Genomic DNA, 25,140 nt, shown 5'->3' on the forward strand with positions numbered 1-25,140 from the left:
AAAATGAACAATTATTTTCGCATGAGCGCCATTGCCGTTGTACTTTCGCTAGGTTCGCAAATGGCTGTTGCTGCTCAGGACGCTGATGATTTCGTAGAAGACGCTTCTGCTAAAGGCATCGCCGAAGTTCAGGTTGGCAAGCTCGCACAGGATGAGAAAGGTGTCTCTGCAGATGTGAAGGAATTTGCAAAGCAGATGGTCACGGATCACACCGCCGCCAATGAGAAGCTGGCTGCGATCGCAAAAAGCAAGAACCTTGAAGTGTCTGAAGACCCTATGCTGATGGATAAAGCCAAGGCAATGATTCTGGAGATGCGCGAGAAGTCGTTCGACCAGGCGTACGCCAACAATCAGGTCTCCGCACATGAGCAGGCGATCAAGCTGTACAAGGAAGAGGCCGAGAATGGCAAGGATCCAGAGCTGAAGGCGTTTGCAAAAGCAACGCTGCCTACCCTGGAGAAGCATCTGGAGCATGCGAAAAAGCTCGCTGCTGCGCATGGCGGTGATGCTGCCAAGAAGTAATTCCACTGGCCCGCATGACGGGATCTACACCCTGTAGACCGTCATGCGGCTGACGCTGTGAACCATGATTACTTTTTCGAAGTGGCCGCTTGGGTTCCGCCCTGTTCGGCGATCTCCGTGAGCTTCTCGTCTGCGCCTTTTTCTTCCGCCAACGTGGCACTCAATAGAGCGGCTGCCTCTTTCATATTTAAATGTCTGGCCATTGCGATGAGTGTGCCGTAACTGGCGATCTCGTAATGTTCGACCTTCTGGCATGCGCCGATCAACGCGGCATCGAGCACTGCACCTTTTTCGATCTCTTCCAGCAATTCCTTGCTTTCTTCGATCAGACCTTCCATGGCCGCGCATTTCATGCGTTTCAGCTTCAGACCAGCGCCTTCCACCAATTCATCGATACGATCGATCTGACCCTGAGTTTCTTCAAGATGAGCCTTGAAGGCTTCTGCCAGCAGTGGATTGGTCGAAGCGCGTGCCAGACGCGGGAGTGCTTTGGTAATTTGCTTTTCAGCGCTGTAAACGTCTGAAAGTTCGTGAATGAACAAATCTTCTATCGTCGTGCGAGTCATGTTCTTGCCCTTTTCAGCGAAGAGAGACTTGTCCACAGGCGAGCGGATTGCTTGCTGGCCTGTGGACAAGTCGGGTTTGATGCGCTGTGAGATCAGCGCCGTGGCAGGTTGTTTTCAAGCAGGGTTCCAACGCCGAAACCCTTGATCGCCATCACCACCTGGAAGCCTCGGCGTGCAAGCAGCGCCTGGGCTTCGAAGGCACGAAGCCCGTTTACAAATACCGCGTCGCTCAAGGCGGTATCGAACTCGCCCTGCGGCGAAGGGGATGTGCTGGAGCGAAGTTTCTTCATGATTCCATTCTCCTGAACATAACAAGGGTTGCCGTTTCAGGCATCTTTGCCCTGGACCAGACCAGAACCCAGGTCCGCCCCGGTGATCGGGTTGGCGGCCGGGTCGGACTGGGTCCGTTTCTTCATCATTTCCAGCGCCTCGGTGTCCTTTTCATTGAGCGTGACCGAGGCCGTACCATCGCCGCCATCGACAGCCGCTTGTGGCGATTCCACATACTCCCAGTCGCCGCCTTGATTCCAGGCGCCGCGTACATTGGATTCGCCGGACATGTTGAAGTACTTGTTGGTGAATTCCGGCATGCCCGGCAGCTTGCCCTGCGGGAAGTTGGGCTGGATGGCGTGCAGGGCTTTTTCAAACGACAACTGGTGTGCGATTTCCCGAGTCATGAGAAAGCCCAGCGCTTCTTTAACGCCAGGGTCATCGGTCACGTTCATCAATCGCTCGTAAACAATCTTGGCTCTTGATTCTGCGGCGATGTTGGAACGGAAGTCCGCTGTTGGCTCGCCGATCGTATCGATATAAGCCGCTGTAAAGGGCACGCCGGCAGAGTTGGTCAGCGGCGCACCGGAGCCGTACAGCAGGCTGGTGATATGTGAGTCATTGCCGTTACCGTTGATAGAGCGATACAACTCGCCTTCTTTTTCGGTGCCTTCAGCCAATTGACCTTTGGCGCCCTTATTGAGCATGACAATAATGGAACCGACGATTTCAAGGTGGCTCAGTTCTTCGGTGGCGATATCCATCAGCAGGTCTTTACGGCCTGGATCTTCTTCACTCAACCCTTGCGTGAAATAGCGGCCGGCGGCGGCCAGTTCACCCTGAGCCCCACCGAACTGCTCAAGCAGAAGGTTGGCCAGTCCAGGATTGGGTCTTGCTACGCGTACGGTATATTGAAGTCGCTTGTTATACATGAACATGTCGTATCCTCAGGCTTTGATCTCTCGGGAAGCGTCAACCCATGTGCATGGGCTCGATTCAACGCAGTCACAGGTTATGAGAGACTGAGGAGCACGATCGTTACTGCTAACTTTTTTAAAGGGGACCGACGGTGTTTAAACTGCAGTTCAATAGAATTTTATTATTCCCTATGCTGCGCTGAATGTCCGTTCATCGTGGCGGAGAAGCCTGTTTGAACCGGCTCGGCGGCCGTCACTGTTTCCCGCTGAAAATAGCGTAAAAGTGCAGTTATAAACAAACTCTATCGCCAACTAAACCCTAGGGTTCAGTTATAAAGATACATCGGGGTGTGGCTTAATGATATCATTTAAATGATAACATTAATATTTTGAATTTTTTGAAACTGCTGTGATCTGTTTTGCGAGTCGACAAAGCAGGAGCACCACAATGGCTGATGAAAAACACTACCGTATCGATTACCTGCTGCATGGCAGTTACAAGACGTTCTACATAAGAGCAGGCGCCATGGACAATAAAGAGGCCTGGCACTGGGCTTCAGTGGATGCCGGGTTCGGTGCGATCCCCAAGTACCGTTCCGACCCGGTGCCGAAGCTGAGCAAGCCTCAGGCGGAAAAGCTCGGTTTGTCGAACGTGGAGTGGGCGAGGGCTTGAAGAGCCCTCGATCACCTCGATACGACACCTACCGTCGTGCGTCACGATGTCGCACGACGGTATTTCTCTTTTGCAAAGTCTACGGTCGCCAGACTGTCAGATGAACAGTTGTTTCCCGCCTGATTGACCTGAATACCCTCATTCGAATCATGCCTGCCGCAAGCGTATTAGCGGTAAAGCGCTCTCGCCCGCCATTCGCCCCATGATCCTGACCTCACGTTAACCGTGGCTTGGTCGATAGCCCGGGATCAGGCTATAGCACCCATTGAACTTCCTGACAGGCCACTGCTCTCAAGTGATGTCAATGTGCCTCCATCTGAATGGATGACCTCGTTCAGCACGGCATAGCTGCCCTGTACTACCCGTGATGCAAAGAAAGGAGCTTTTCCGCCCGGATCGGACACCCTAATTAAAAAGAGAACACTATGAACATCCTTTCGCCTGGTATCTACCTGACCAATCGCCTGCGTTTCCCTGCCAAGTTTGCCGTTTTAGCCATCATTATCGTTATCCCGCTGATCGTTCTCGGTCTTCGGGTTTTCAACAGCCTGAATGCAAGCATCGACACGGTCGCGCAAGAGCGCGTCGGCCGTGAATACCTGCAATTGACCACCCCCGTGCTGCGAACTTCCATGCTCCAGCGCGCGGCCAGTAACCGTCTACTCGCCGGCGATGCCTCTGCCGCTCAGGATGTGATCAGCAATCGCGCTCAGCTCGAAACCGCTCTTGCTAATCTTGCCGACATGGACGCACGCCAAGGGCAGCAGCTGGAAACCGAGAACCGCGTACAGCGCCTGCGTGAAAGCACCCGTTCCCTGATGGACAGTATCAAGCCAGGCCTGTCGCAGGATGAAGTGTTCGCCCAGTGGAACGAGCAACTGGCCCAGACACTCAACTTTATCTACTACGTCTCGGCGACCTCGGGCATGGTGCTGGACGAAGATTACGCCTCGCTGTTTCTGATCGACCTGAGCACCATCCGTATGCCTCGGGAAATCAACGTCGCCGGTCAGATCCGCGGTATCACGGCAGGTTTGGTAACCGGTCAGGGGCTGAGTGTATCGATGCGTGGTTCGCTCGAGAGCCTGCTGAAGATCGAACTGCAATTTCGTGCGGAGCTGGAGCAAAGCATTCGACTGCTCAAGCGTCGTTCGCCAGAGCTGGCCGCGCGCATCAGTGACCCGATCACTGCCGCTACTGCAGCGATGGAAAGCTTTCGCGGCGACCTGCACGCGTACGTAAAAGGCACAGAGTTTTCGGTGCAGCAGGGTCAGGCGCTGAGTGCGCGCGGCAACGTGGTTGTCTCGGGCCTCTACAAGGCTCAGGACGAAATTCAGACCGCGCTTCAGGATGAGTTGAATTCTCGCTACGACGCCCTGGTGCTGCAACGCGAAGTCGTGATTGCCATGTGCGTGATCATGGGTTTGTTGCTGCTCTACGCGTTCTGCAGCATCTACCGCGCCTTGCGCCTGACCATCGACAGCCTGCTGGGCGTTACCCGACGTCTGGGCGAGGGCGATCTGAGTGCACGCGTAGCGGTCGTCAGCAAAGACGAAGTGGCGGATATCGCCAACGGCCTGAACCTGATGGCCGACGCCTTCGCCAGTTCCATCTCGCACATGGACCGCACCTCTTACGAACTGACCGATGTAGCGTCCCGGCTGGGCGCATCCATCGGCCTGGCCAAGCAGTCGATGAACGCGCAGCAGGCTGAAACGGAGCAAGTGGCGACCGCGATCAACGAGATGACCGCGAGCGTCGCCGACGTGGCGCAGAATACCGAAGGTGCTGCGCTGGCCGCCGATGAAGCGAATACTGCATCACGTAACGGACTGCGCATCATGCACCAGGCACACTCGACCATTCAGGCGCTGGCCGAAGAAGTTGAACTCAGTGCCCAGAAGGTCCAGGCGCTGGCCCTGCACAGTCAGTCGATCGGTGGCGTTATCCAGGTCATCAGCACCATTGCCGATCAGACCAACCTGTTGGCCCTCAATGCCGCCATCGAAGCTGCACGGGCGGGTGAGCAGGGTCGCGGGTTTGCCGTGGTGGCTGATGAAGTCCGCACGCTGGCTTCGCGCACCCAGGCGTCGACCGAAGAAATTCGCGGCATCATTCAGCAACTGCAAGGTGCGACCGACGCTGCCGTGCAGCAGATGCAGGCCGGGCAGCAGAAGGCTCATGCGTGCATCAGTGCCGCCAGCGATGCCTCGGGCAGCCTGTCGAGCATCAGTCAGGGCGTGGAGCGTATCGTCGAGATGAACACGCAGATCGCCAGTGCCGCCGTGCAGCAGCATGCGGTCTCCGAAGACATCAACCGCAATGTCATGGAGATTCGTAACAGCTCCGGGACGTTGATGCTGGGTATCGACAACAACGCGGTTACCGCCGATGAACTGGCGCGGGTCGCCAGCGACATGCGCAATGTCGTGGCGCGTTTCAAACTGATTGCCTGATTGAGTCGGGGGCTGTTCAGCCCCCGATTTCCCTCCCGAATCGGCGCGCTCGCGCGGATTGCCTTTTTCCGATCAAGTTTTGCTCTTCTGCGGCCGATAGCTCTGGCGCGCGGGTTTGCTGTCCATAAAAACAAATCTCAGCTCTTTCGTTGCGCACAAAAAAGCATCTTCAGGAGATTTTATGAACAGCAGATTTGCGAATATCAGCGTCAACATGAAGTTGGCATTGGGCTTTGGGACCGTTCTTTTCTTCACGGCTGTCCTCGCCCTTGTTGGCTGGACCAGCCTCGACAAGCTCATCTATCGCACCGACCGCATCGGCGATATCACCAGGCTGAGTGACAACCTGACCAATCTGCGAGTCGCGCGTCTGCAATACATGCTGACTGACGGCGATGAAACCGCAGCACAGAATATGCAAAGCAAGCTGGATGTGTTCAAGGCACAGCAGCAATCACTGCTCATCAGCTTCAACAACCCGGTCAATCTCAAGCCGCTGCGCGAACTGGCCGATGTCACCCGCGACTATGAAGCATCCCTGAACAGCATGCGCGCCGTGTACCAGGCCGGTGCCAAAGTGCGCAACGAGATGACCGCCAATGGTACAGCGGCCATGCAGGCCGTCGAGTCGTTGAACAATGCCGTCCTGCAGATAGATCCTGCTGACCCGGCACGCTTCGATCTGGCCCAGTTGGCGAACAGCGCCCGGCAAGACCTGGTTCTGGTGCGTTATGAAGTGCGTGGCTATACCGGCAATCCGAATGACAAGACCGAGACAGCAGCCTTCCAGCAACTGGATAGCGCGATCAGTCATCTGGACAGGTTCAAGGCCGCTTTTGGTCCTGCCAACCGCGAACAGATCGCACAGTTTGAAAGCGCTTTACGCAATTACCGCAGCTCGGTCGATGCCTTCAAGGCAACCACTCAGACAGCAGCGAGCGTGCGCAAGGATCTGACCACCCAGGGTGCGACCATCGTCAAGCTGGGCGAAGAGTTGTACGGCCTTCAGATGCAGATGGGCAAGGAAGACACCGCTCACGCGCGCAGCCTGCAGATAGGTTGTGTGGTGTTGGTCATGCTGCTGGGCATACTTGCCGCGGTGATCATCACGCGTCAGATCACCCGGCCATTGCGCGATACGCTGGCCATCGTCGAGCGTATTGCGTCCGGCGACCTGACGCATACCGAAGCGGTCACCCGACGCGATGAGCTGGGCGTCTTGCAGCAAGGCATCCAGCGCATGGGGACAACCCTGCGCGAACTGATCTCCGGTATACGCGATGGCGTCACACAGATTGCCAGCGCGGCTGAAGAGCTGTCGGCAGTTACCGAGCAGACCAGTGCAGGGGTCAACAGTCAGAAGGTCGAGACCGACCAGGTGGCCACCGCCATGCATGAAATGTCGGCGACGGTGCACGAAGTGGCGCGCAATGCCGAGCAGGCTTCCGTGGCGGCTTCCGATGCCGACCAGCAGGCGCGCGACGGCGATAAGGTCGTCGGCGAAGCCATCCAGCAGATCGAGCGACTGGCCGCCGAAGTGGTTCGCTCATCTGACGCAATGAACGTGCTGGAGCAGGACAGTGACAAGATCGGCAAGGTCATGGATGTGATCAAGGCGGTCGCCGAGCAGACCAACCTGCTGGCCCTCAATGCTGCTATCGAAGCAGCACGTGCCGGGGAAGCCGGCCGGGGTTTTGCCGTGGTCGCCGACGAAGTTCGCGGCCTGGCGCAGCGTACCCAGCAGTCCACCGAAGAAATCGAAGGGCTGGTGGCGGCATTGCAGAACGGCACGCGTCAGGTGTCGGGCATCATGCTTGGCAGCCGCACCCTGACAGACAGCAGTGTTGAGCTGACGCGCAGGGCCGGTACGTCGCTGGAAAGCATCACCCGGACCGTCTCGAGCATTCAGGCGATGAACCAGCAGATCGCTGCCGCCGCCGAACAGCAAAGCTCGGTGGCCGACGAAATCAGCCGCAGCATCGTCAACGTTCGCGATGTATCCGAACAGACCGCCGAAGCCAGCGAAGAAACCGCAGCCTCCAGCGTCGAGCTGGCACGCCTCGGTGGCCAGCTGCAGATGATGGTCAGCCACTTCCGGGTGTGATCCACCTGACGTTCGTGCCTGCGCGGAGCAGCCGGGCACCTATCGTTCCTCACGCTCCTGCGTGGGAACGCAGTTCGTGACGCTCCGTGTCACGGCTCCAGGCCGCACCGCTTTCTCAGGTGAGGACGCAGAGCGTCCGGAACGGCATGCGACGCGGAGCGTCGCACGATAGTCGAGATTATCGTTCCGCACGCTACAGCATGGGCACGATAATGTTCTTTTGTACAACGCTTAACTGGCCTGAACAACAGAGCCACCGTTATATAACTATACGTTGGTATATATCACTGATACTGACAGATAAACATGAGCTACTTATGCAGGTTTCTACTGTTGATCGAAACGCTATAAGCTTTACCTCACTGTCCGGCAACTATTAACTCACGGCCTTTATCTGTTATCGCTGACTGCCTGTTTGCTTATAAAGCGGGTGGGTCTGCGCCTGCGCGGCCGGCTCGAGGTGAGCAATGCATTCGATATTTGAATTCGGTAAAAGCCTGCGGACGCCCCGTTTCGTCAAACCCGGTGCACGCACGCCTTATTGGGCCGATGGTATTTGCCTGGCCATCCTGACTCTGTTCATTGGCCTGTTCATCTATGGCCTTGGCCAGATGATGCAGCCGTTGGCGGTGCTTAATTCAAGCCCCATGAGCCTCGATCCGGCGCGCCTGCCCGAATATGCATTGCGCACTACAATGCGTATGTTCATCGCGCTGGCCGCTTCGTTGATCTTTACCTTTGTCGTCGCCACGCTGGCAGCCAAAAGTCGCAAGGCCGAGCAGGTGATCATCCCGGCGCTGGATATTCTTCAGTCGGTACCGGTGCTGGGTTTTCTGACGTTCACCGTGACCTTCTTCATGGGCCTGTTTCCCGGTCGGCAGATGGGCGTTGAATGCGCAGCGATCTTTGCCATCTTCACCAGCCAGGCCTGGAATCTCGCGTTCAGTTTCTATCAGTCACTGCGTACTGTGCCCAGTGACCTGAATGAAGTCAGCCGTCAGTTCGGGTTATCTGCAGTACTGCGCTTTACACGCCTGGAACTGCCGTTCGCCATACCGGGGCTGGTGTGGAACATGATGATGTCGATGTCCGGCGGCTGGTTTTTCGTGGTCGCCTGCGAGGCCATTTCGGTCGGCGATACCACGGTCAATCTGCCGGGCATCGGTTCCTGGCTGGCGCTGGCCATCGAGCAGAAAAACCTGGCTGCGATTGCCTGGGCAGTGGGCGCAATGGCGCTGGTGATTCTGGCCTATGACCAATTGCTGTTCAGGCCGATCGTCGCCTGGGCGGACAAATTCCGCTTCGAGCAAACCGCATCGTCGAAGCGTCCGCGCTCGTGGATGTACAGCGTGCTGGGCCGCTCCCGTGTCGCACCGATGCTGGGCTCGGTCCTGGCTGCACCGTGGAAATGCCTGATGCTGATCGACGGGCGCGTGATCTCCCGGCTGTGGAAAGTGAAGCTCACCCCAGGCGTCGCCCGCGTGCTCGACTACGCGTGGCTGGGTCTGGTCATGGCCGCCTGCCTGGCCGGCAGCGTGTACCTGTTCAGGTTCATCGAGGCGTCACTGGGCGCCAGCGATATGGTTACTGCCTTTGGTCTGGGCCTGGCGACGATGGTGCGCGTGATCGTATTGATCGTCGTCGCCAGCCTGATCTGGGTGCCTGTCGGTATCTGGATCGGCCTGCGTCCGGTCTGGGCTGAACGCTTGCAGCCAATCGCGCAGTTCATGGCGGCGTTCCCGGCCAACGTTCTGTTCCCTTTTGCGGTGATCGCGATTGTCGGCCTGCACCTGAACCCGGACATCTGGCTGTCGCCGCTGATGGTGCTCGGCACCCAGTGGTACATCCTGTTCAACGTGATCGCCGGGGCCAGTGCCTTGCCGACTGACCTGCGCGAAGCGGCGACCATGTTCAACATGCGTGGCTGGCAGTGGTGGCGCCGTGTCGCGCTGCCCGGCGTGTTTCCCTACTACATCACCGGGGCGCTGACCGCGTCGGGTGGTTCGTGGAACGCCAGTATCGTCGCCGAAGCGGTTTCCTGGGGCGATCAGCATCTGGAAGCGGCAGGCCTGGGGTCGTACATCGCCAATGCGACCCAGGCGGGCGACTTTCCACGCGTCGCGCTGGGCATCGTGGTCATGTCGGTGTTCGTGATTGCGTTCAACCGGTTGCTGTGGCGCCCGCTGTACGGGTTTGCCGAGCGACGTCTGAGTCTTGTCTGATCTTGTGTAAGGGGAGGGCGCCATCATGATGGCTGTCGAAACGCGTTGCCTGGTAGATGTTCAAAAGGTCCGACATGTGTACGGCAAAGGCAGCAAAGAGCGCCTGGTGCTGGATGACGTGACCCTGACGCTCAACGAGAACGAAATAGTGGGCCTGCTGGGCCGGTCCGGTTCGGGCAAGTCGACCCTGTTGCGCTCCATCGCCGGGCTGGTGGTGCCCACCGAAGGTGAGGTGAATTTCCCGCGCCGTGCGCAAGGGCGGGCGATGTCGGTGGGCATGGTGTTCCAGAGCTTTGCGCTGTTTCCCTGGCTGACCGTGCTGGAAAACGTCGAAGTCGGCCTCGAAGCGCAACGTGTGCCCGCCGCGGTCCGCCGCAAGCGCGCACTGGCGGCGATTGATCTGATCGGCCTGGACGGTTTCGAGAGCGCCTACCCCAAGGAGCTTTCCGGGGGGATGCGCCAGCGGGTGGGCATGGCGCGCGCGCTGGTCATCGATCCTGACGTGCTGTTGATGGACGAACCGTTTTCCGCGCTCGACGTGCTCACCGCCGAAACCCTGCGCACTGACTTGCTGGACATGTGGAGCGAAGGGCGCATGCCCATCAAGTCGATCCTGATGGTGACGCACAACATCGCCGAAGCCGTGCTGATGTGCGACCGCATCCTGCTGTTCTCCTCCAATCCTGGGCGGGTGATCAGCGAGATCAAGGTCGATCTGCCCCAGCCACGTAACCGCCAGGACCCGATCTTTCGGGCGCTGGTGGAAGAAATCTACGTGCTGATGACCCAGGACAACGACGCCGGCGAAATCCGTCAGGGCGTGTTTCCGGGCACCGGGCTGGGGATGGTGTTGCCACAGGTTTCCACCAACGCACTGGCCGGGCTGATCGAGGCGATTCACGCGCCGCCCTATAGCCTGAAAGCCGACCTGCCGGAGCTGGCCGCGGCGCTGCACTACAACGCCGACGAGCTGTTCCCGATTGCCGAGGTGCTGCAACTATTGCGCTTCGCTGAACTGAAGGGCGGCGACATTCGCCTGCTGCCTGCCGCCAATCGCTATGCGCTGGCGGATGTCGACGAGCGCAAGCAACTGTTCGCCCAGCACCTGCTGAGCTTCGTGCCGCTGGTGGCGCATATCCGTCGAGTGCTGGATGATCGTCCCACGCACACGGCACCGGCACGGCGCTTTCGTGATCAACTCGAAGACTTCATGTCCGAAAGCGACGCCATGCAGACCCTCAATGCAGTGATTCAATGGGGGCGCTACGCGGAGTTGTTCGCCTATGACGAACTGGCCGATCAGTTCAGCCTGGACAACCCGTCCTGAGGTTTGTAGGACATACTCAATGGGCCTTTTGCAACCAGCGGGATGATGCGCATGCGTGAACCGGATTCCTATGGCAAGGCCGCTATGGCGGTGCGGCTGATCGCGTTGCTGATGCTGGCGCTGGTCATTGCGGTTGCCGACACCTTGACCGACCTGGAAATCGCCGTGGGCGTATTTCAGATTGTGGTGGTGCTGCTGGCGGTCAGGTTCCTGCCGGCCACAGGCGTTATCGCGATGGCGTTGCTGTGCATGGTGCTGACCGTGATCAGTTACGAGATGACGACCTCCAGAGGCAGTGAGGCGTCCGGGCTGATCAATTGCATCATCAGCCTGGCGGCCATTGCCATGACCACCTGGCTGGCACTGCGCATGGCGCTGGCTATCCGTTCGGTACACGAAGCGCGCTCGCAGCTGGCGCGGATCGCACGGGTCAATCAACTGGGTGAACTGACGGCGTCCATTGCTCATGAGGTCAATCAGCCGCTGTCGGCCATTGTCACCAGCGGCAATGCCTGTCAGCGCTGGCTGGCCACCGAGCCGGTCAATCTGGACAAGGCCCGCCAGGCGGTCGAGCGCATGATCAGTGACGCGAACCGCGCCGGGGACATCATCGTGCGAGTGCGCGCCCTGGCGAAGCGTTCGTCCACTCACAAGGAGTGGATCAGCGTGGCCGACACCGTCGCCGAGATCGTCGCGTTGGCACACAGCGAGATAGAAGGGCAGGGCGTCGCACTGCTGGTCGACGTGCCGGAGGGCCTGCCGCCGCTGCTGGCTGATCGGGTGCAGATCCAGCAAGTGTTGCTGAACCTGATGCTCAATGGCGTGGATGCGATGAAAAAGCTCAAGGCAGATCAGGCGCAACTGGAGGTTCGGGTGGGCTTGCAAGACGGCGGCGATATCGGATTTGCGGTGAGCGACAATGGGATCGGCGTGCTGCCGGAAAACATCCACCAGTTGTTCGACGCGTTCTACACCACCAAGGAGGAAGGGATGGGGATTGGCCTGGCGATCAGTCGTTCGATCATTGAGGCCCATGGCGGGCGCATCTGGGTCACGCCCAACCCGTCAATCGGTGCTACGTTTCACTTCACCTTGCCTACTGGAAAGATGGAAACCTGATGAGCACAGCTGCCACCGCATCACCGACCGAAGAGCCGATCATCTACGTCCTCGATGACGACCTGTCGGTGCGCTCCTCGCTGGAGGACCTGCTGGCCTCGGTCGGATTGCGCAGCATGCTGTTCGGCTCGACCCGCGAGTTCCTGGACACCCCGCGTCCTGACGCGCCGGGCTGTCTGATTCTGGACATCCGCATGCCGGGCATGAGCGGCCTGGATTTCCAGGAACATATGGCCAGGTCGGGGATTTCCCTACCGGTCATTTTCATCACCGGGCATGGTGACATCCCCATGTCCGTGCGGGCGATGAAGGCCGGTGCGGTGGAGTTTCTGACCAAGCCCTTTCGCGATCAGGACTTGCTCGATGCCATTCAGCAGGGCTTGGCGCAGGATCGCAGTCGGCGCCAGAGTGCCGCCGTCGAAGCCGAACTGCGGCGCCGCCACGCAAGCCTCAATCTCGGTGAGCAGCAGGTGATGGAGCTGGTGGTCAGCGGCCTGCTCAACAAACAGATTGCAGCCCGGCTGAACGTGAGCGAAATCACCGTCAAGGTCCGCCGTGGCTCGGTGATGCGCAAGATGGAAGCCGATTCCCTGGCCGACCTCGTCAAGTTTGCCGAGCGCCTCAAAGAGCTGCATTGATCGACGAACCCATCGTTATACACCTGTCTCGTGGGAGCGAGCCGGACGACGCTTCGCTTGCTCGCGAAGAGGCCGCTACAGCCTCCAGAAACAGGACGTTTGTTAATTCACCAATTGCGGCAGTACATAGTTGCGCACGACGTACAGCGAACCTTCTGCGCTCAAGTGCCCCGAGTCGATCTGCAGCAGCGAGCGGTTGTCTTCCAGGCGTACCAGGCAGGCATCGGCGATGCACAGTTTGTCGATCAGCGACACGAACTGGATGCCTGCCGATGCGGCCAAATTGCGGGCCGCCTGATCCACCAGCATGATGCTTTGATCCAGAGCCGGATCGCGGATGTGCGATTCGCTCAGCCCCCAATGGCGGTTGGCGATGACGCTGGGCAGCGACGGGTTCCACTGCGGGACCGGGCCGATCAGCACGATATGCTTCACGCCCAAGCCCTTGAGCCGGGTCGCGATCTGCGTCCAGTCAGTCTTGTCGTGCCCATCCTTCTGCGCGATGACCACGATATCCGGACGCAGCTTTTCGATGCCCTGCAGGGCCGTTCTGTTGGAGTAGTCACAGGCCCTGCTGGTCGCAGAGGTACGTCCTTGATGGTCACTCAGACCGGGACGGCAACTGGCCGAGGCGACCTGATAGAAAGGCGTGCTGTGTGTCAGCAAGGTACGCAAGCCGAGCGACAGCGCCTGCGCGTGAGAGTCGCCCCACAGGAACACGCCGCCCGCACCTTGCTTGCGCGTGCAGGCTTCGTCGATGCCTGATTGGCCGCGTTGGGTCAGGGCAGAGAAGGCATCACATTTCAGCCAGTAAGGCTCGTACAGGTTGTGCTGACGATCAGCGTATTCCTGAATGAAACGCGCCTTGTCCGAAACACTCACAGGTCGCAGTGGCGATACCGCGCCGCCAGTCGCACTCACCAGCGCTCCGCCGACGAACAGCAGAGCGATCAGCGCGCCGAACGTGGCACGTCTGCTGCGCTGATCGGATGACGGCCTGCTGACGGGCTGCTCGATCAGCCGCCATGAAACCAGACCCAGCGTCACGGCCACGCCGATGCCCACCAGCACCGTGCGGGTCTCGCCCAGCAAGCCGGCGTCATTCATCCACACCACCACCGGCCAATGCCACAGGTACAGCGAGTACGACCGTGTGCCGGTCCATTGGGCCAGTGGGTTACAGGTCAGCAGCGAGTCGTCGCGCGCGGCGATGATCACCGCGAATGTCCCCAGCACCGGCATCAGCACCAGATAACCCGGCCATGTGTCCTGCACGGACAGCAGAAAGAAACCGGCCACGATCAGCGTCAGGCCGATGTGTTCCAGAGCGCGCTGCTGCAGGGCCTTCAATTGCAGCGGGAACAGGCAGGCCACACCACCTGCCAGCAACTCCCAGGCGCGGGTCGGCAGCAGGTAAAACGCCGCCTCCGGCCATTGTGAGGAGGCAGGTATGCAGACCACAAAGCCTGCCAGGCTTGCTCCGAGTATCCACCAGCGCAGGTTGTGCAGCGCGACAAAGCGGCTGAGCATCAGCAGCGCAATCGGGTACAGCAGGTAAAACTGCCATTCCACTGACAACGACCAGGTGTGCAGCAGCCATTTCTCATGGGCACTGGCGGTGAAATACCCTGCCTCACGCCAATAGACAACGTTGGAAACGAACCCCAGGCTGCTCGCCACATGTGTGCCCAGCGCACTGTAATCCAGCGGCAGCAGGGCGAACCAGCCCAGCAGCAGCAAGGCAAAACACAGCGCAGCGAGGGCCGGGACGATGCGTCTGGCCCGTGACGTGTAGAACGCTGCCAGCCTGAACTTACCGCTCCTCAAGCCGCGCAGGATGATGCCGGTGATCAGATACCCCGAGATCACGAAAAACACGTCGACACCGGCAAAGCCGCCAGGCAGCCAGTCGGGGTGGAAGTGGAAGAGCAGTACCGCGATCACTGCGATGGCGCGCAGGCCATTGATGTCTTTTCTGAAGTCCATTTGAGAACGCCATCCGTTGGCTGATCGTGAGGGAGAGGGTGCCGGGGATCAGCCGAAACGTATCGGCGGCCAGCGTGGTGGTGATGGGGTGGCGGTCAGCGGGCGGTCGACGACAGTCCGGGCGCATGGCTCGCAGAAGGTTCTCTGCCGGCAATCACATGACCAATCGCCAGGCCGATGAACAGGTTGGCGACAGCGACCTCGAACATGTCGGTGGTCCAGCTGATCAGGCACCAGCAAAAGCTGATCGCCAGCAACATATGGCCGACACGGGTCTGATCATCGATCAGTCGGAACAACAGCGGAATCTGCAGCGCATACAGCAGCAAGCCGAGCACGCCCAGCATTGCCCAGAGGTACAGGGCGGAGCTGTCCATGCCGAGAAATACTCCGGCACCGTCCACCGGAAACAGCCCCATCGTGCTGCCGACCATGCCGAAGCCTGCGCCGCTGATCATCCAGCCTTCGCGACTCATCGCATTGATCAGGCCGGGCCAGGTGTTGATCAGCCGGTCATACAGCGAGGCCAGCGAGCCGCCGTTGCTGACCGCGTAGGCATCAGGACTCACGATCAGGCCAAGCGCCGGCAACAGCAGACCGATGCCTACCACCACGGCGCACACTGTCCTGCAGGTCCAGCTCATCCGCCGTAACAACAGCAGCACGATGGTCAGGGCGAAGGCCGCGGCTGGCGCTTTGCTGGTGGTCAGCACGATGGCGTAAAGCGCCACCGCACTCAGCAACATCATCATCAGGCGCGAGCGCAGGAACATGAGCAGGTACAGCGTGTAGAAGGCGATCATGATCGACAGCACGTTGGACACTCTGGCGAAACCGGCAATGCGATCCACCTCGTCCGCACTCCATGAGGTATTGGCGCTCAACTGGGTTTCACCGACGCTGTAGCTGTAGCCCTTCCACGGCACGGAGGTGAGCTTGTCCAGGGCAATCCCCAGCAGCGAGGCCAGCAGGCAAAAAGCAATGGCGCGGTACAGCAGCTTGCGGCGATACAGCAGGTGCCGGCCACACACCAGGCCGAACACCAGCGGGCTCAGCGCGAACAGACTGAACGCCAGGTTGTGCACGCTGGCGCGATGCAGCATGGCCAGCAGCCCGGAAAGCAGCCACAGGATCGTGAACGTCCAGAACAACCGTCCAGCCCTGAAGGTGCGCAGTTCGAGTGTAAATAACAGGATGCAGGTGGCCTTGGGCAGGTAGAGCAGGGCGCTGATGCCTGCCTGATCGAAGTAGAAGCGCAAGGCTCCGGAAAAGGTCTCGACCAGAATCAGGCTGATGGCGACCCACACCACCACCGTGGACTTGTCAAAGGACATCAACGACGACCTGGCGTCGACGCCGTTCGCAGTATTCAACGCCATGCTGGCTGCCTTGTGAAATACGTCAGGGGAATTGCGCGGACAAAGCTACCGCCCGACGATCACGGGGACGTGTCGACACAGGCAGGCTTTGTGAGATGGGGGTCTGGAGCGGACGCTCGCAACGGCATGACAACAGGTATATCAGTCGCAGTTGGGGCAACTGTCAATTAATTAGTCAGGATTAATGGTTATGCGCCGCACGCCCCGTGCCCGGGACAGGACGCGGAGCGTCCAGAACGGCGTGCCCACGCTGGAGCATGGGCACGATAGTGTTCCTGCGGACACGATCCTGCAGACACCTATCGTTCCTCATGCCCCAGCCCAGACACTTATCGTTCCTCACGCTCCGCGTGGGAATGCCCTTCGTGACGCTCTGCGTCACAAATCTGCGCTGCGCTGCAGTACCGAGGACAGGACGCGGAGCGTCCAGAACGGCGTGCCCACGCTTGAGCATGGGCACGATGGTGTTCCTGCGGACGCGATCCTGCAGACACCTATCGTTCCTCACGCTCCAGCGTGGGAATGCCTTTCGTGACGCTCTGCGTCACCCATTTGCGGATTACGGGTACTTGCGTTTGTCCGGTGCGGGCGGGAAGTACTGATAGAGCCAGGTCTCGCTCAGCGTACGGTCGCCAGTGCGGATGAACATGCGCATTTCGACCGGCTCGACCGAGTCGCTGTCCGGTACCCAGTCGAAGGTGACGCGGTAGCCCTTGATGTCCGGCAGCACGAGGATGTTGAAGTCCTGCACCTTGCCATGGGTGACCGTGACGATGGGTTCGATCCCGGTGCCTTCCGGCAAGCGATCCAGACCGCCGCCGTTGAAGTCCACCGCAAAGCGGCGTGCCCAGGTTGTCGGGTAATGCTCGCCCGGTGCCCAGCCTTCGAGGAAACCGCCCATGCCTGAACGCGTCGCGTGGACCTGTGCCAGCGGCGTGCTCACTGGCGGCAGCGGGCTCCAGAACAGCTTGTAGCCGTAGTTCATCGAATCCCCGGCCTTGACCGGCGTCTTCGGTGTCCAGAACACCACGATGTTGTCCATCGTCTCGCCGGTGGTCGGCAGTTCCAGCAGGCTGACCTCGCCTTCGCCCCACGCGGTGATCGGCTCGACCCACAGGCTTGGACGACGGCTGTACCAGACGACCGTGTCCTGATAGCTGGAGAATTCGTGATCGCTCTGTACCAGCCCGAAGCCTTTCGGATCGGTGTCGGAGAACGCGCTGAATTGCGGTTTGGCCGGGTTATTCAGCGGACGGCAGATCCACTCACCGTTGCCACGCCACATCGACAGGCGATCCGAGTCGTGGATTTGCGGGTGGATGGTGTCGCACATACGGCGTTCGTGAGTGCCGCAACTGAACATGCTGGTCATCGGCGAAATGCCCAACTGCTGGATGTCGGTACGCGCATTGACGTGCGCGTCGATTTCCATGACCACCTGGCCGGCCTGACAGTCGATGTCGAAGCGATAGGCACCGGTTGCACTCGGCGAGTCGAGCAGTGCATAGACCACGAAGCGTGTCGCGTTCTTGTCCGGTGTTTCAAACCAGAACTTGGTGAAGTCCGGAAATTCTTCCTGACGCTTGGCGTAACTGTCGATGGCCAGGCCGCGGGCCGAGAGGCCGTATTGCTTGTTGCTGTCCACCGCGCGGAAGTAGCTGGCGCCGAGGAACGAAACGACGTCATTGATGGCGATTTCAGGCGCCTTGAACAGTTTGAAACCGGCAAAGCCCAGGTCGCCCTTGACCAGGTTCTTGTCGATGCCGCTGTTCTCGTAGTTGAACAGGTCATGGCGGAAATGCACTTCGCGCGCCTGCTTGCTCTGCGGATCGACGCTGTACATGCGCACGGGCGTCTTGAAACCCATGCCGACGTGGAAGAAATGCACGTCGAGCTGGCCGTGGACGTCTTTCCACAGCGAGTGATTCGGGTCGTAGCGGATGGCATTGAATTGCTGCGGCGTCATGTTCGCAAGTACCGGTGGCAGCACCTGCTTGTTGCTCACATACCCTTTGCTCGCAAGCTTCTTGGCATGCGCCTGCAACTCTGCAAAATCGAAGTGTTCGATCTCGCCATCGGCTGCGGCGGCCAGTGCCCGCGCAGCAAAAAGCCCTGAGGCCGATACGCTGCCGTAGGCGGCCAACGCCATGGACGCTTTCAGGAGATTTCTGCGATTCATAAAGGTGAAGCCTCTGAGTAATTCTGTGCGTCCTGCACAAAAAATGGCGCGCCAACGACTCCTTGCCGAACGCAAACTACCCACAACAGATAACAAAGACGAGATACGGTTCGGAAATCGGCCAAAAAAAAACGCCGATCACGGGTAATGAATCCGGCGTATTGACGGCTATAACGCGGATTTTTGCAGCGCTTTAGACTAATCGATTAAGCGCATCGCCGCGTGGCGCAAGGCTTCCAGCCGATCGGGGCAAGAAGCGCCGATCAACTCGGTGCCTTCGGACGACGCTAAAAACTTTTTTGCCAGGCAATATTCAGCAAACATTTTTCGGGCGTGCGGGCTCATCATCTGTACGACTTCAGGTCGAATCGACCGCTGGGCAGCACCGCTATCGCACATTCGTTCAGCTAATAGTCCTGACGAAAGTTTCATTCCGCGTGTTATATCGTAACGCTATGATTCACTGGCATTCAGATGCCAATGCAGGGCTCTCCAGAGGGCGATAAATAAGCGGGTGCCGGGGTAGTGATGCGGGTTGATTTGGATGAGCACGAAGGCCTTGAAGGCCTGCCGCGTTTTCAAATGGCGGTGCAACAGGTTCGGCGTCTGGGACGATTGATGTATGTGACCGGTGGGGCAGGGGCGTTCGGGCTGCTGCTGGCGTTGTCCATCGATCTGTTTTCCCCCGGCTCTTTGTGGATGGCTGTGCTGTGCAACGCCTCGGCGGCGTTGTTTCTGCTCACGGCGGGCTTGCAATCGGCGCGGCATGTCGCGCTGTGGCGGGCTCGCGCGCTTCGTTCGCCGGATGCAGACACCTTCGACGAAAGCCTGTCTGCTGCCGACGAGAGCGGCTGGTACGAGCGCCTGCTTGAACGGCTGAGTGACTCCGGCAAATCGCTGGTCAGGCATGTGGGCAGTTCGACCCTGTGGCTTGCCGCTTGGGCGGTGCTGGCGTTGATCGTCATTCGCGCCTTCTGGAACCTGACGCTGTCCGGCGCCGACCTCTCCACGGCTGGTAGCCTGGCCGGCAGCGTCATGCTGCTGTTGGCGTTCGGCCTGCTGGTCATCGAGCGGCAATTGAGCAGCGAGTCCGACAGTCAGTCGCCGGAGGCCGGAGCGCTGGCGCAACTGGTGCGCATGACGCTGATCGTCCTGCTGATCGGCGCGCTGTGCCTGTTTTTCTCCAGTGCAGAGCGTGTCTGGCCTGCGCGGCTGGCGGTATTGATCGGCCTGCTGCCGCTTGGCGTGGCGCTGGAGTTCCTGCTGCGTGCTGTGCTGTCGGTATTCAGCCCGCGCAACCCACGTGTGGAACCGCGCCTGCTGGCCGCCAGCTTCATCGCTGACCTGTTGCGCTGGCCACCGCGCCCGCTGCTCGCCCTGCAGCACGAGCTACACAACCGTTTCGGCATCGATCTGCGCCAGATCTGGGCCTTTACCTACATGCGTCGCGCCTTTTTGCCGGTGCTGGCGGTGGTCGCAGCGCTGGGCTGGGTGCTGAGCGGCGTGCATGAAATTCCCATGCAGGGGCGGGGCATTTATGAGCGCTTCGGCAAGCCGGTCGACGTATTCGGACCCGGTCTGCATGTGGGTTTGCCGTGGCCGTTCGGGCGCGTGCTGGCGGTTGAAAACGGCGTGGTTCATGAACTGGCGACCAGCGTTTCGGCCGCCGACACTTTCGAGCAGACGCTGGACCCTGCCGAAGGCCCGCCGCCTGGCAGCGCCAACCGTTTGTGGGATGCCAGCCATATCAACGAAAAATCCCAGGTCATTGCCAGCAGTGCAGGCGACAAGCAGAGCTTTCAGATCGTCAACATGGACGTGCGGTTCGTCTACCGCATCGGCCTGACAGATGCCGCAGCCATGGCGTCGACCTATAACAGCGCTGACATTCCGGCCTTGATTCGCAGCACGGCCAGCCGCGTGCTGGTGCACGACTTTGCCTCGCGCACGCTGGATGAGCTGCTCGGCGAACAGCGCAGCGGCCTGGCCGATGACATCGGCAAGGCCGTGCAGGCCGACTTGCAGCGTCTGGACAGCGGCGTCGAATTGCTCGCCACGGTGGTCGAAGCCATCCACCCGCCCGCCGGTGCTGCCAATGCCTATCATGCTGTGCAGGCTGCGCAGATTGGTGCACAGGCGCTGATCTCCCGCGAGCGCGGCGCTGCCAGCGACAAGGCCAATCAGGCGCAGCTCAACGCCAGCGTGGCGCGTGATCAGGCCAGTGCCGCCGCCCGCGAGATTCTGGCCGGCGCACAGGGTGCGGACCTGCGCTTCAGTGCTGAACGTCAGGCCTATGCCAAGGCAGGCCAGGCGTTTTTGCTGGAGCAATACCTGGCCCAACTGACCGAGGGCCTGGGCAATGCGAAATTGCTGATACTTGATCATCGTCTGGGCGGCGACAGTGCGCCGACCATCGACCTGCGTACCTTCACCCCACCGGCAGACCCAACGGCGCCGCGTAAAGCCGTTCAGTAAGGAGTCGTCCCTTGAGTCTGTTCCATCATCATCACGATCACGCCGACCACGATAGCCATGACAGTCACGGCCATGGAGGCCATGGTCATCACCACCACCATCATGGCGCGAGCGGCCCCGCCGCGTTCCCCTGGCGACGGGCAAGCCTGGCTGCGCTGCTGATCGCGTTTGCGATTGCGGCAGCGAGCCTGGTGCAGGTGCGTTCGGGCGAGGCGACTGTCGTCACGCGCTTCGGCAACCCGTCCCGCGTCCTGCTGGAGCCGGGCCTCAACTGGCGCTGGCCGGCACCGTTCGAGGCGACCATCCCGGTGGATCTGCGCCTGCGTACCACCTCCAGCGGTCTGCAGGACGTCGGTACCCGCGATGGCTTGCGCATCATCGTGCAGGCCTATGTGGCGTGGCAGGTGCAGGGCGATGCCGACAACGTGCAGCGTTTTATGCGCGCGGTACAGAACCAGCCAGATGAAGCGGCGCGGCAGATCCGCACCTTTGTCGGCTCGGCGCTGGAAACCACGGCGAGCAGTTTCGACCTCTCCAGCCTGGTGAATACCGACGCCAGCAAGGTGAATATCACCGCCTTCGAAAATCAGCTGCGCCAGCAGATCGATCAGCAACTGCTGGCGACTTACGGGGTGCGTGTCCTGCAGGTTGGCGTTGAACGGCTGACCCTGCCGTCGGTGACGCTCAACGCTACGGTGGACCGCATGCGCGCCGAGCGCGAGACCATCGCCACCGAGCGTACCGCCGTGGGCAAGCGTGAGGCGGCGCAGATTCGTTCCGCCGCCGAGCGCGACGCACGGATTGTCGAAGCCGATGCCACGGTCAAGGCGGCCGATATCGAAGCACAGTCGCGGGTTGAAGCCGCGCAGATCTATGGGCGTGCCTATGCGGGCTCGCCGCAGCTCTACAACCTGCTGCGCTCGCTGGACACGCTGGGCACCATCGTGACGCCGGGCACGCGTCTGATACTGCGTACCGACGCCGCGCCGTTCCGCGTACTGGTGGACGGCCCGCCGACGCTGGATGGCAAGAGCGGAACGCAGCCATGAGCCAGCCGCTCGACGAAGCTGTGGCGCAGCGCCCGCCGGTAAACAGCCCTTGGTTGCAGGCGAGTCGTCTGGCGTTTCTGGGGCTGTATGGCGTGACACTGCTCGCCGCGCTGGCTTGGGCGACGTCCAACATACGCCAGATCGATCCACAGAATCGCGCGGTGGTCGTGCACTTCGGCGCGATCGAACGGGTTCAGAATGCAGGATTGCTGGTCGCCTGGCCGCAGCCATTCGAACAGGTGGTGCTGCTGCCTTCGGCTGATCGGGTGATAGAGCGGCGCGTGGAAACCCTGCTGCGTTCGCCTGCCGCGTTGAAGGCCGATGAAGTCGCGACCCTGTCGGCACCCATGAGCGATGCACTGGCAGGCTCAGGTTTTCTGCTGACTGGCGATGCCGGTGTGGTGCAACTGGACGTCACGGTGTTTTACAAAGTGACTGACCCCACTGCCTTCGTATTGCAGGGCGAGCATGTATTGCCCGCGCTGGACCGGCTGGTCAATCGCAGCGCTGTGGCGCTGACTGCAGCGCGGGATCTGGACACCATTCTGGTTGCCCGTCCCGAGCTGATCGGTGCTGACAGCCAGGCCGCCGAGCGCCGTGAGCGGCTGCGTGGCGACCTGGTGCGCGGCATCAATCAGCGTCTGGCCGAGCTCAAGGCGACCGGCATGGGCATCGGCGTCGAGGTCGCTCGGGTGGATGTGCAGTCGAGCCTGCCGACCTCGGCAGTCAACGCGTTCAATGCCGTGCTGACGGCCAGTCAGCAGGCCGATCAGGCCGTGGCCAACGCGCGCACGGATGCCGAAAAGCTGACCCAGACCGCCAATCAACAGGCCGACCGAACCCTGCAAGTGGCGCACGCACAGGCGTCCGAGCGTCTGGCCAAGGCGCAGGCGGCCACCGCAACGGTCGTCAGCCTGACGCAATCCGCCGAAACCCGCAGCGACCCCGGTCTGCTGCAACGCCTCTACCGTGAACGCGTACCGGCCATTCTGCATCAGGCGGGTTCGGTGACCACGATCGACCCCAAAGACGATTCCCGCCTGATCATTCAGGGAGCACCACAATGAGTGGCGAAGCCGTTCACACCCACGACGCCGAACAGCCGCAAGCGCCTGGCAGTCTGCTGAGCAGCGCCGAGCAGCGCAGTGCCGCCCGGCAACTGACCCTCGCGATGCTGGCCTTGGGCTTGCTGGGATTGGGACTGGTCTGGCGGTTTTTCGCCCCGGAGCAGGAAGGTGTCAGCCAGTTGCTGTTGGGCGCTGCATCACTGTTGGTAGCGATACCGGTGATCAGCGCCGGCTGGCACAGCCTGCGGCATCCGAGCCTGCACGGCATCACCGATCAGTTGATTGCGCTGGCGATGCTCGGTGCCTGGGCCACCGGTGACCTGATGACCGCCGCCTTGCTGCCGATCATCATGATCTTCGGGCATGTGCTGGAAGAGCGCAGCGTGATCGGCTCGCAGGAGGCCATCGAAGCGCTGGGACGCCTGACCCGCAGCCAGGCGCGTTTGCTGGGCGCCGACGGCAGCGTGCGCGAGGTCGACAACGCGACGCTCAAAGCCGGCGATCAGGTGGAAGTGCGGGCGGGCGACCGGGTTCCGGCGGACGGTCGGGTACTGTCCGGGCAAGCCAGTCTGGATACGTCGTCGATCACCGGCGAGTCGGTCCCTCTGGAAGCCATCGTCGGGGTCGAGGTGTTCGGTGGCGCCATCAATCTGGACGGCCTGCTACGCATCGAAGTGACCCGTATCGGCGATCAGTCCACGCTGGGCAAGGTCATCGCGCTGATGCAGAGCGCGGAGCGTTCCAAGCCGCCTATCACGCGTCTGCTGGAGCGTTACGCAGGCAGTTACATGGTGCTGGTCTTGTTGATCGCGGCGCTGACCTGGTTCATCACTCAGGATGCGCAGGCGATGCTGGCGGTGCTGGTCGCGGCCTGTCCCTGTGCGCTGGTGCTTTCGGCCCCGGCCACCGCCATCGCAGGTATTGCGGTCGCGGCGCGGCACGGCATTCTGATCCGCAGTTCGGCGTTTCTTGAAGAACTGGCGGACCTCAACTCACTGGTTGTGGACAAGACCGGTACCCTGACCTACGGCCGCCTGCGCCTGCAGTCCGTGCAGGCCGAGGGCCCACAGCATCCACAATTGCTGGAGCTGGCCGCGAGCCTCGGGTCGGCCAGCAGCCACCCGGTGAGTCGGGCTTTGGCCGGGCTGGTGGACAATGCCCGACTGTTGCCGCTGACCGACACCCGAGAGCGCCAGGGCCTGGGTGTAGTGGCCTCGACCGGGCAGGGCGATGCGGCATTGGGCCGCCCGGAGTTGTTCGCACAGATGGGCATCGTCACGCCTGCCGTCCCGGCACATGACGGCCCGCTGGCCGGGCTGTCGCTGGATGGGGTTTTTCTCGCCTGGCTGCTGCTCGCCGACAGCGTCAAACCCGAAGCGCAGGCGGCACTGTTCGAATTGCGCGGGCTGGGCCTGGGCCGACAATTGCTGTTGACCGGTGACCGGCAGAGCGTGGCCGACAGCCTGGCGCACGATATCGGCATCGCCGACGTTCAGGCGCAGGCGTTGCCCGAGGACAAGCTCAACCGCGTCATGGGCGAGATTGCCAATGGCTTCCGGCCGATGGTAGTGGGCGACGGGGTCAACGATTCGCTGGCCCTGAAGGCGGGCGTGGTCGGCGTGGCGATGGGCGCGGGCGGGGCGGATATCGCGCTGGCGTCTGCCGACATCGTGCTGATCGGCAGCGACCTGCGCCGCCTCGGCACCTGCGTGCGACTCAGCCGTCAGTGTCGTCAGACCCTGCAGGTCAACGTCATCATCGGACTGGGCTGGACGCTGGCCATCGTGGCACTCGCCGCCTTTGGTCTGCTTGGCGCTGCGGGCGCGATGGTCGCAGCTATCCTGCACAATCTAAGCACCCTGTTGGTATTGGGCAACGCCGGACGTTTGCTGCGCTTTCAGGAGCCATTGCTCAAGCTCGAGGACGCGGGCGTGCAGCATCAGGGCTCGCGTTTGCGCTGAGGGTCAGTGCGTCAAATGGCTTGAGCTTTGACAAAATCTGTTACAGATTAAGCGCTATGTTTCATTGCATGATCCAGATTCAGGCTGACTCTCGGCTCGAATCAGAGGGCACAGGGCTGTTCCCCCGCAGTTGATTCATAGCAGTTTTGCCGTCGCCAATGCCTTTTCGGGCCCTTTTGCAGGGTCCTTGCTGGATTACTCTTTTTTGAGTCTCTGGATAAGGGGGTGAT

19 protein-coding genes and 1 pseudogene are annotated in these 25,140 nt (G+C 60.6%); 13 read left to right on the plus strand and 7 right to left on the minus strand.

Annotated elements, in window-relative coordinates; genetic code table 11:
- Nucleotides 1-3 precede the first annotated feature (3 nt).
- On the plus strand, nucleotides 4-522 hold the full coding sequence (locus QRN50_RS15425) for a DUF4142 domain-containing protein (RefSeq protein WP_003401379.1): 519 nt from the start codon (nucleotides 4-6) through the stop codon (nucleotides 520-522).
- Nucleotides 523-590: 68 nt separating this feature from the next.
- Here the strand turns inward: QRN50_RS15425 and QRN50_RS15430 are convergent, their stop codons facing one another.
- The 3 genes from QRN50_RS15430 to QRN50_RS15440 form a co-directional block, all read right to left on the minus strand.
- Nucleotides 591-1,088, minus strand: a complete 498-nt coding sequence (locus tag QRN50_RS15430; RefSeq protein WP_011269425.1) for a YciE/YciF ferroxidase family protein — start codon at nucleotides 1,086-1,088, stop codon at nucleotides 591-593.
- A gap of 92 nt (nucleotides 1,089-1,180) precedes the next feature.
- Entirely contained in the window at nucleotides 1,181-1,378 is a 198-nt protein-coding gene (locus QRN50_RS15435; RefSeq protein WP_024640376.1) for a hypothetical protein, read from the minus strand.
- 36 nt (nucleotides 1,379-1,414) lie between these two features.
- Complete coding sequence (locus QRN50_RS15440; protein WP_096126715.1) at nucleotides 1,415-2,296, minus strand: manganese catalase family protein; 882 nt, start codon at nucleotides 2,294-2,296, stop codon at nucleotides 1,415-1,417.
- Nucleotides 2,297-2,723: 427 nt separating this feature from the next.
- On the opposite strand from QRN50_RS15440, the gene QRN50_RS15445 reads away from it, so the two are divergent.
- The 8 genes and pseudogenes from QRN50_RS15445 (at nucleotide 2,724) to QRN50_RS15475 (ending at nucleotide 12,814) form a co-directional block, all read left to right on the plus strand.
- A complete protein-coding gene (locus tag QRN50_RS15445; protein WP_003316018.1) occupies nucleotides 2,724-2,948 on the plus strand; it encodes a DUF6555 family protein in 225 nt (74 codons plus the stop codon).
- 425 nt (nucleotides 2,949-3,373) lie between these two features.
- Complete coding sequence (locus QRN50_RS15450) at nucleotides 3,374-5,404, plus strand: methyl-accepting chemotaxis protein (RefSeq protein ID WP_096126714.1); 2,031 nt, start codon at nucleotides 3,374-3,376, stop codon at nucleotides 5,402-5,404.
- Between the two features lie 214 nt (nucleotides 5,405-5,618).
- Nucleotides 5,619-6,605, plus strand: a pseudogene (locus QRN50_RS25920) (methyl-accepting chemotaxis protein); the annotation flags it as partial.
- A gap of 198 nt (nucleotides 6,606-6,803) precedes the next feature.
- Nucleotides 6,804-7,508: a methyl-accepting chemotaxis protein gene (locus QRN50_RS25925; protein WP_370661166.1), complete on the plus strand. Its 705-nt coding sequence runs from the start codon at nucleotides 6,804-6,806 to the stop codon at nucleotides 7,506-7,508.
- Nucleotides 7,509-7,975: 467 nt separating this feature from the next.
- Nucleotides 7,976-9,730 (plus strand): ABC transporter permease, encoded by a 1,755-nt coding sequence (locus tag QRN50_RS15460; RefSeq protein WP_003401364.1) that lies wholly within the window; start codon nucleotides 7,976-7,978, stop codon nucleotides 9,728-9,730.
- Nucleotides 9,731-9,752: 22 nt separating this feature from the next.
- A complete protein-coding gene (locus tag QRN50_RS15465; protein ID WP_024640682.1) occupies nucleotides 9,753-11,057 on the plus strand; it encodes an ABC transporter ATP-binding protein in 1,305 nt (434 codons plus the stop codon).
- 51 nt (nucleotides 11,058-11,108) lie between these two features.
- Complete coding sequence (locus QRN50_RS15470) at nucleotides 11,109-12,176, plus strand: sensor histidine kinase (protein WP_024660261.1); 1,068 nt, start codon at nucleotides 11,109-11,111, stop codon at nucleotides 12,174-12,176.
- Complete coding sequence (locus QRN50_RS15475; RefSeq protein WP_003401355.1) at nucleotides 12,176-12,814, plus strand: response regulator transcription factor; 639 nt, start codon at nucleotides 12,176-12,178, stop codon at nucleotides 12,812-12,814. The genes QRN50_RS15470 and QRN50_RS15475 overlap by 1 nt, the downstream gene beginning before the upstream one ends.
- Nucleotides 12,815-12,916: 102 nt before the next feature.
- Here QRN50_RS15475 and QRN50_RS15480 read toward each other — a convergent pair whose 3' ends face one another.
- The 4 genes from QRN50_RS15480 to QRN50_RS15495 all read right to left on the minus strand — a co-directional run bounded on the left by QRN50_RS15480 (nucleotide 12,917) and on the right by QRN50_RS15495 (nucleotide 18,706).
- The gene (locus tag QRN50_RS15480) at nucleotides 12,917-14,800 is read right to left on the minus strand and encodes an acyltransferase family protein (protein ID WP_024641705.1); all 1,884 of its coding nucleotides are present in this window, start codon (nucleotides 14,798-14,800) and stop codon (nucleotides 12,917-12,919) included.
- Nucleotides 14,801-14,895: 95 nt separating this feature from the next.
- Nucleotides 14,896-16,179: a membrane protein gene (locus QRN50_RS15485; RefSeq protein ID WP_024641706.1), complete on the minus strand. Its 1,284-nt coding sequence runs from the start codon at nucleotides 16,177-16,179 to the stop codon at nucleotides 14,896-14,898.
- Nucleotides 16,180-16,738: 559 nt separating this feature from the next.
- The gene (locus QRN50_RS15490) at nucleotides 16,739-18,358 is read right to left on the minus strand and encodes a glucan biosynthesis protein D (protein WP_003401346.1); all 1,620 of its coding nucleotides are present in this window, start codon (nucleotides 18,356-18,358) and stop codon (nucleotides 16,739-16,741) included.
- A 198-nt stretch (nucleotides 18,359-18,556) separates the two neighbouring features.
- Nucleotides 18,557-18,706, minus strand: a complete 150-nt coding sequence (locus QRN50_RS15495; RefSeq protein ID WP_285427570.1) for a hypothetical protein — start codon at nucleotides 18,704-18,706, stop codon at nucleotides 18,557-18,559.
- 180 nt (nucleotides 18,707-18,886) lie between these two features.
- Between QRN50_RS15495 and hflK (QRN50_RS15500) the strand changes: the two genes are divergently transcribed.
- Genes hflK (QRN50_RS15500) through QRN50_RS15515 form a run of 4 tightly spaced genes read left to right on the plus strand, consistent with a single transcriptional unit; the run spans nucleotide 18,887 to nucleotide 24,910 of the window.
- Nucleotides 18,887-20,833 (plus strand): protease modulator HflK, encoded by a 1,947-nt coding sequence (hflK, locus tag QRN50_RS15500; RefSeq protein WP_024638981.1) that lies wholly within the window; start codon nucleotides 18,887-18,889, stop codon nucleotides 20,831-20,833.
- 11 nt (nucleotides 20,834-20,844) lie between these two features.
- On the plus strand, nucleotides 20,845-21,882 hold the full coding sequence (gene hflC, locus QRN50_RS15505; protein WP_011269416.1) for a protease modulator HflC: 1,038 nt from the start codon (nucleotides 20,845-20,847) through the stop codon (nucleotides 21,880-21,882).
- A complete protein-coding gene (gene hflK / locus QRN50_RS15510) occupies nucleotides 21,879-22,949 on the plus strand; it encodes a protease modulator HflK (protein ID WP_024641004.1) in 1,071 nt (356 codons plus the stop codon). The genes hflC and hflK (QRN50_RS15510) overlap by 4 nt, the downstream gene beginning before the upstream one ends.
- Nucleotides 22,946-24,910, plus strand: a complete 1,965-nt coding sequence (locus QRN50_RS15515; protein ID WP_054092563.1) for a heavy metal translocating P-type ATPase — start codon at nucleotides 22,946-22,948, stop codon at nucleotides 24,908-24,910. The genes hflK (QRN50_RS15510) and QRN50_RS15515 overlap by 4 nt, the downstream gene beginning before the upstream one ends.
- Nucleotides 24,911-25,140 lie beyond the last annotated feature (230 nt).

This window comes from Pseudomonas sp. MEJ108 (assembly GCF_030208985.1).
GTDB lineage: Bacteria > Pseudomonadota > Gammaproteobacteria > Pseudomonadales > Pseudomonadaceae > Aquipseudomonas > Aquipseudomonas fragariae.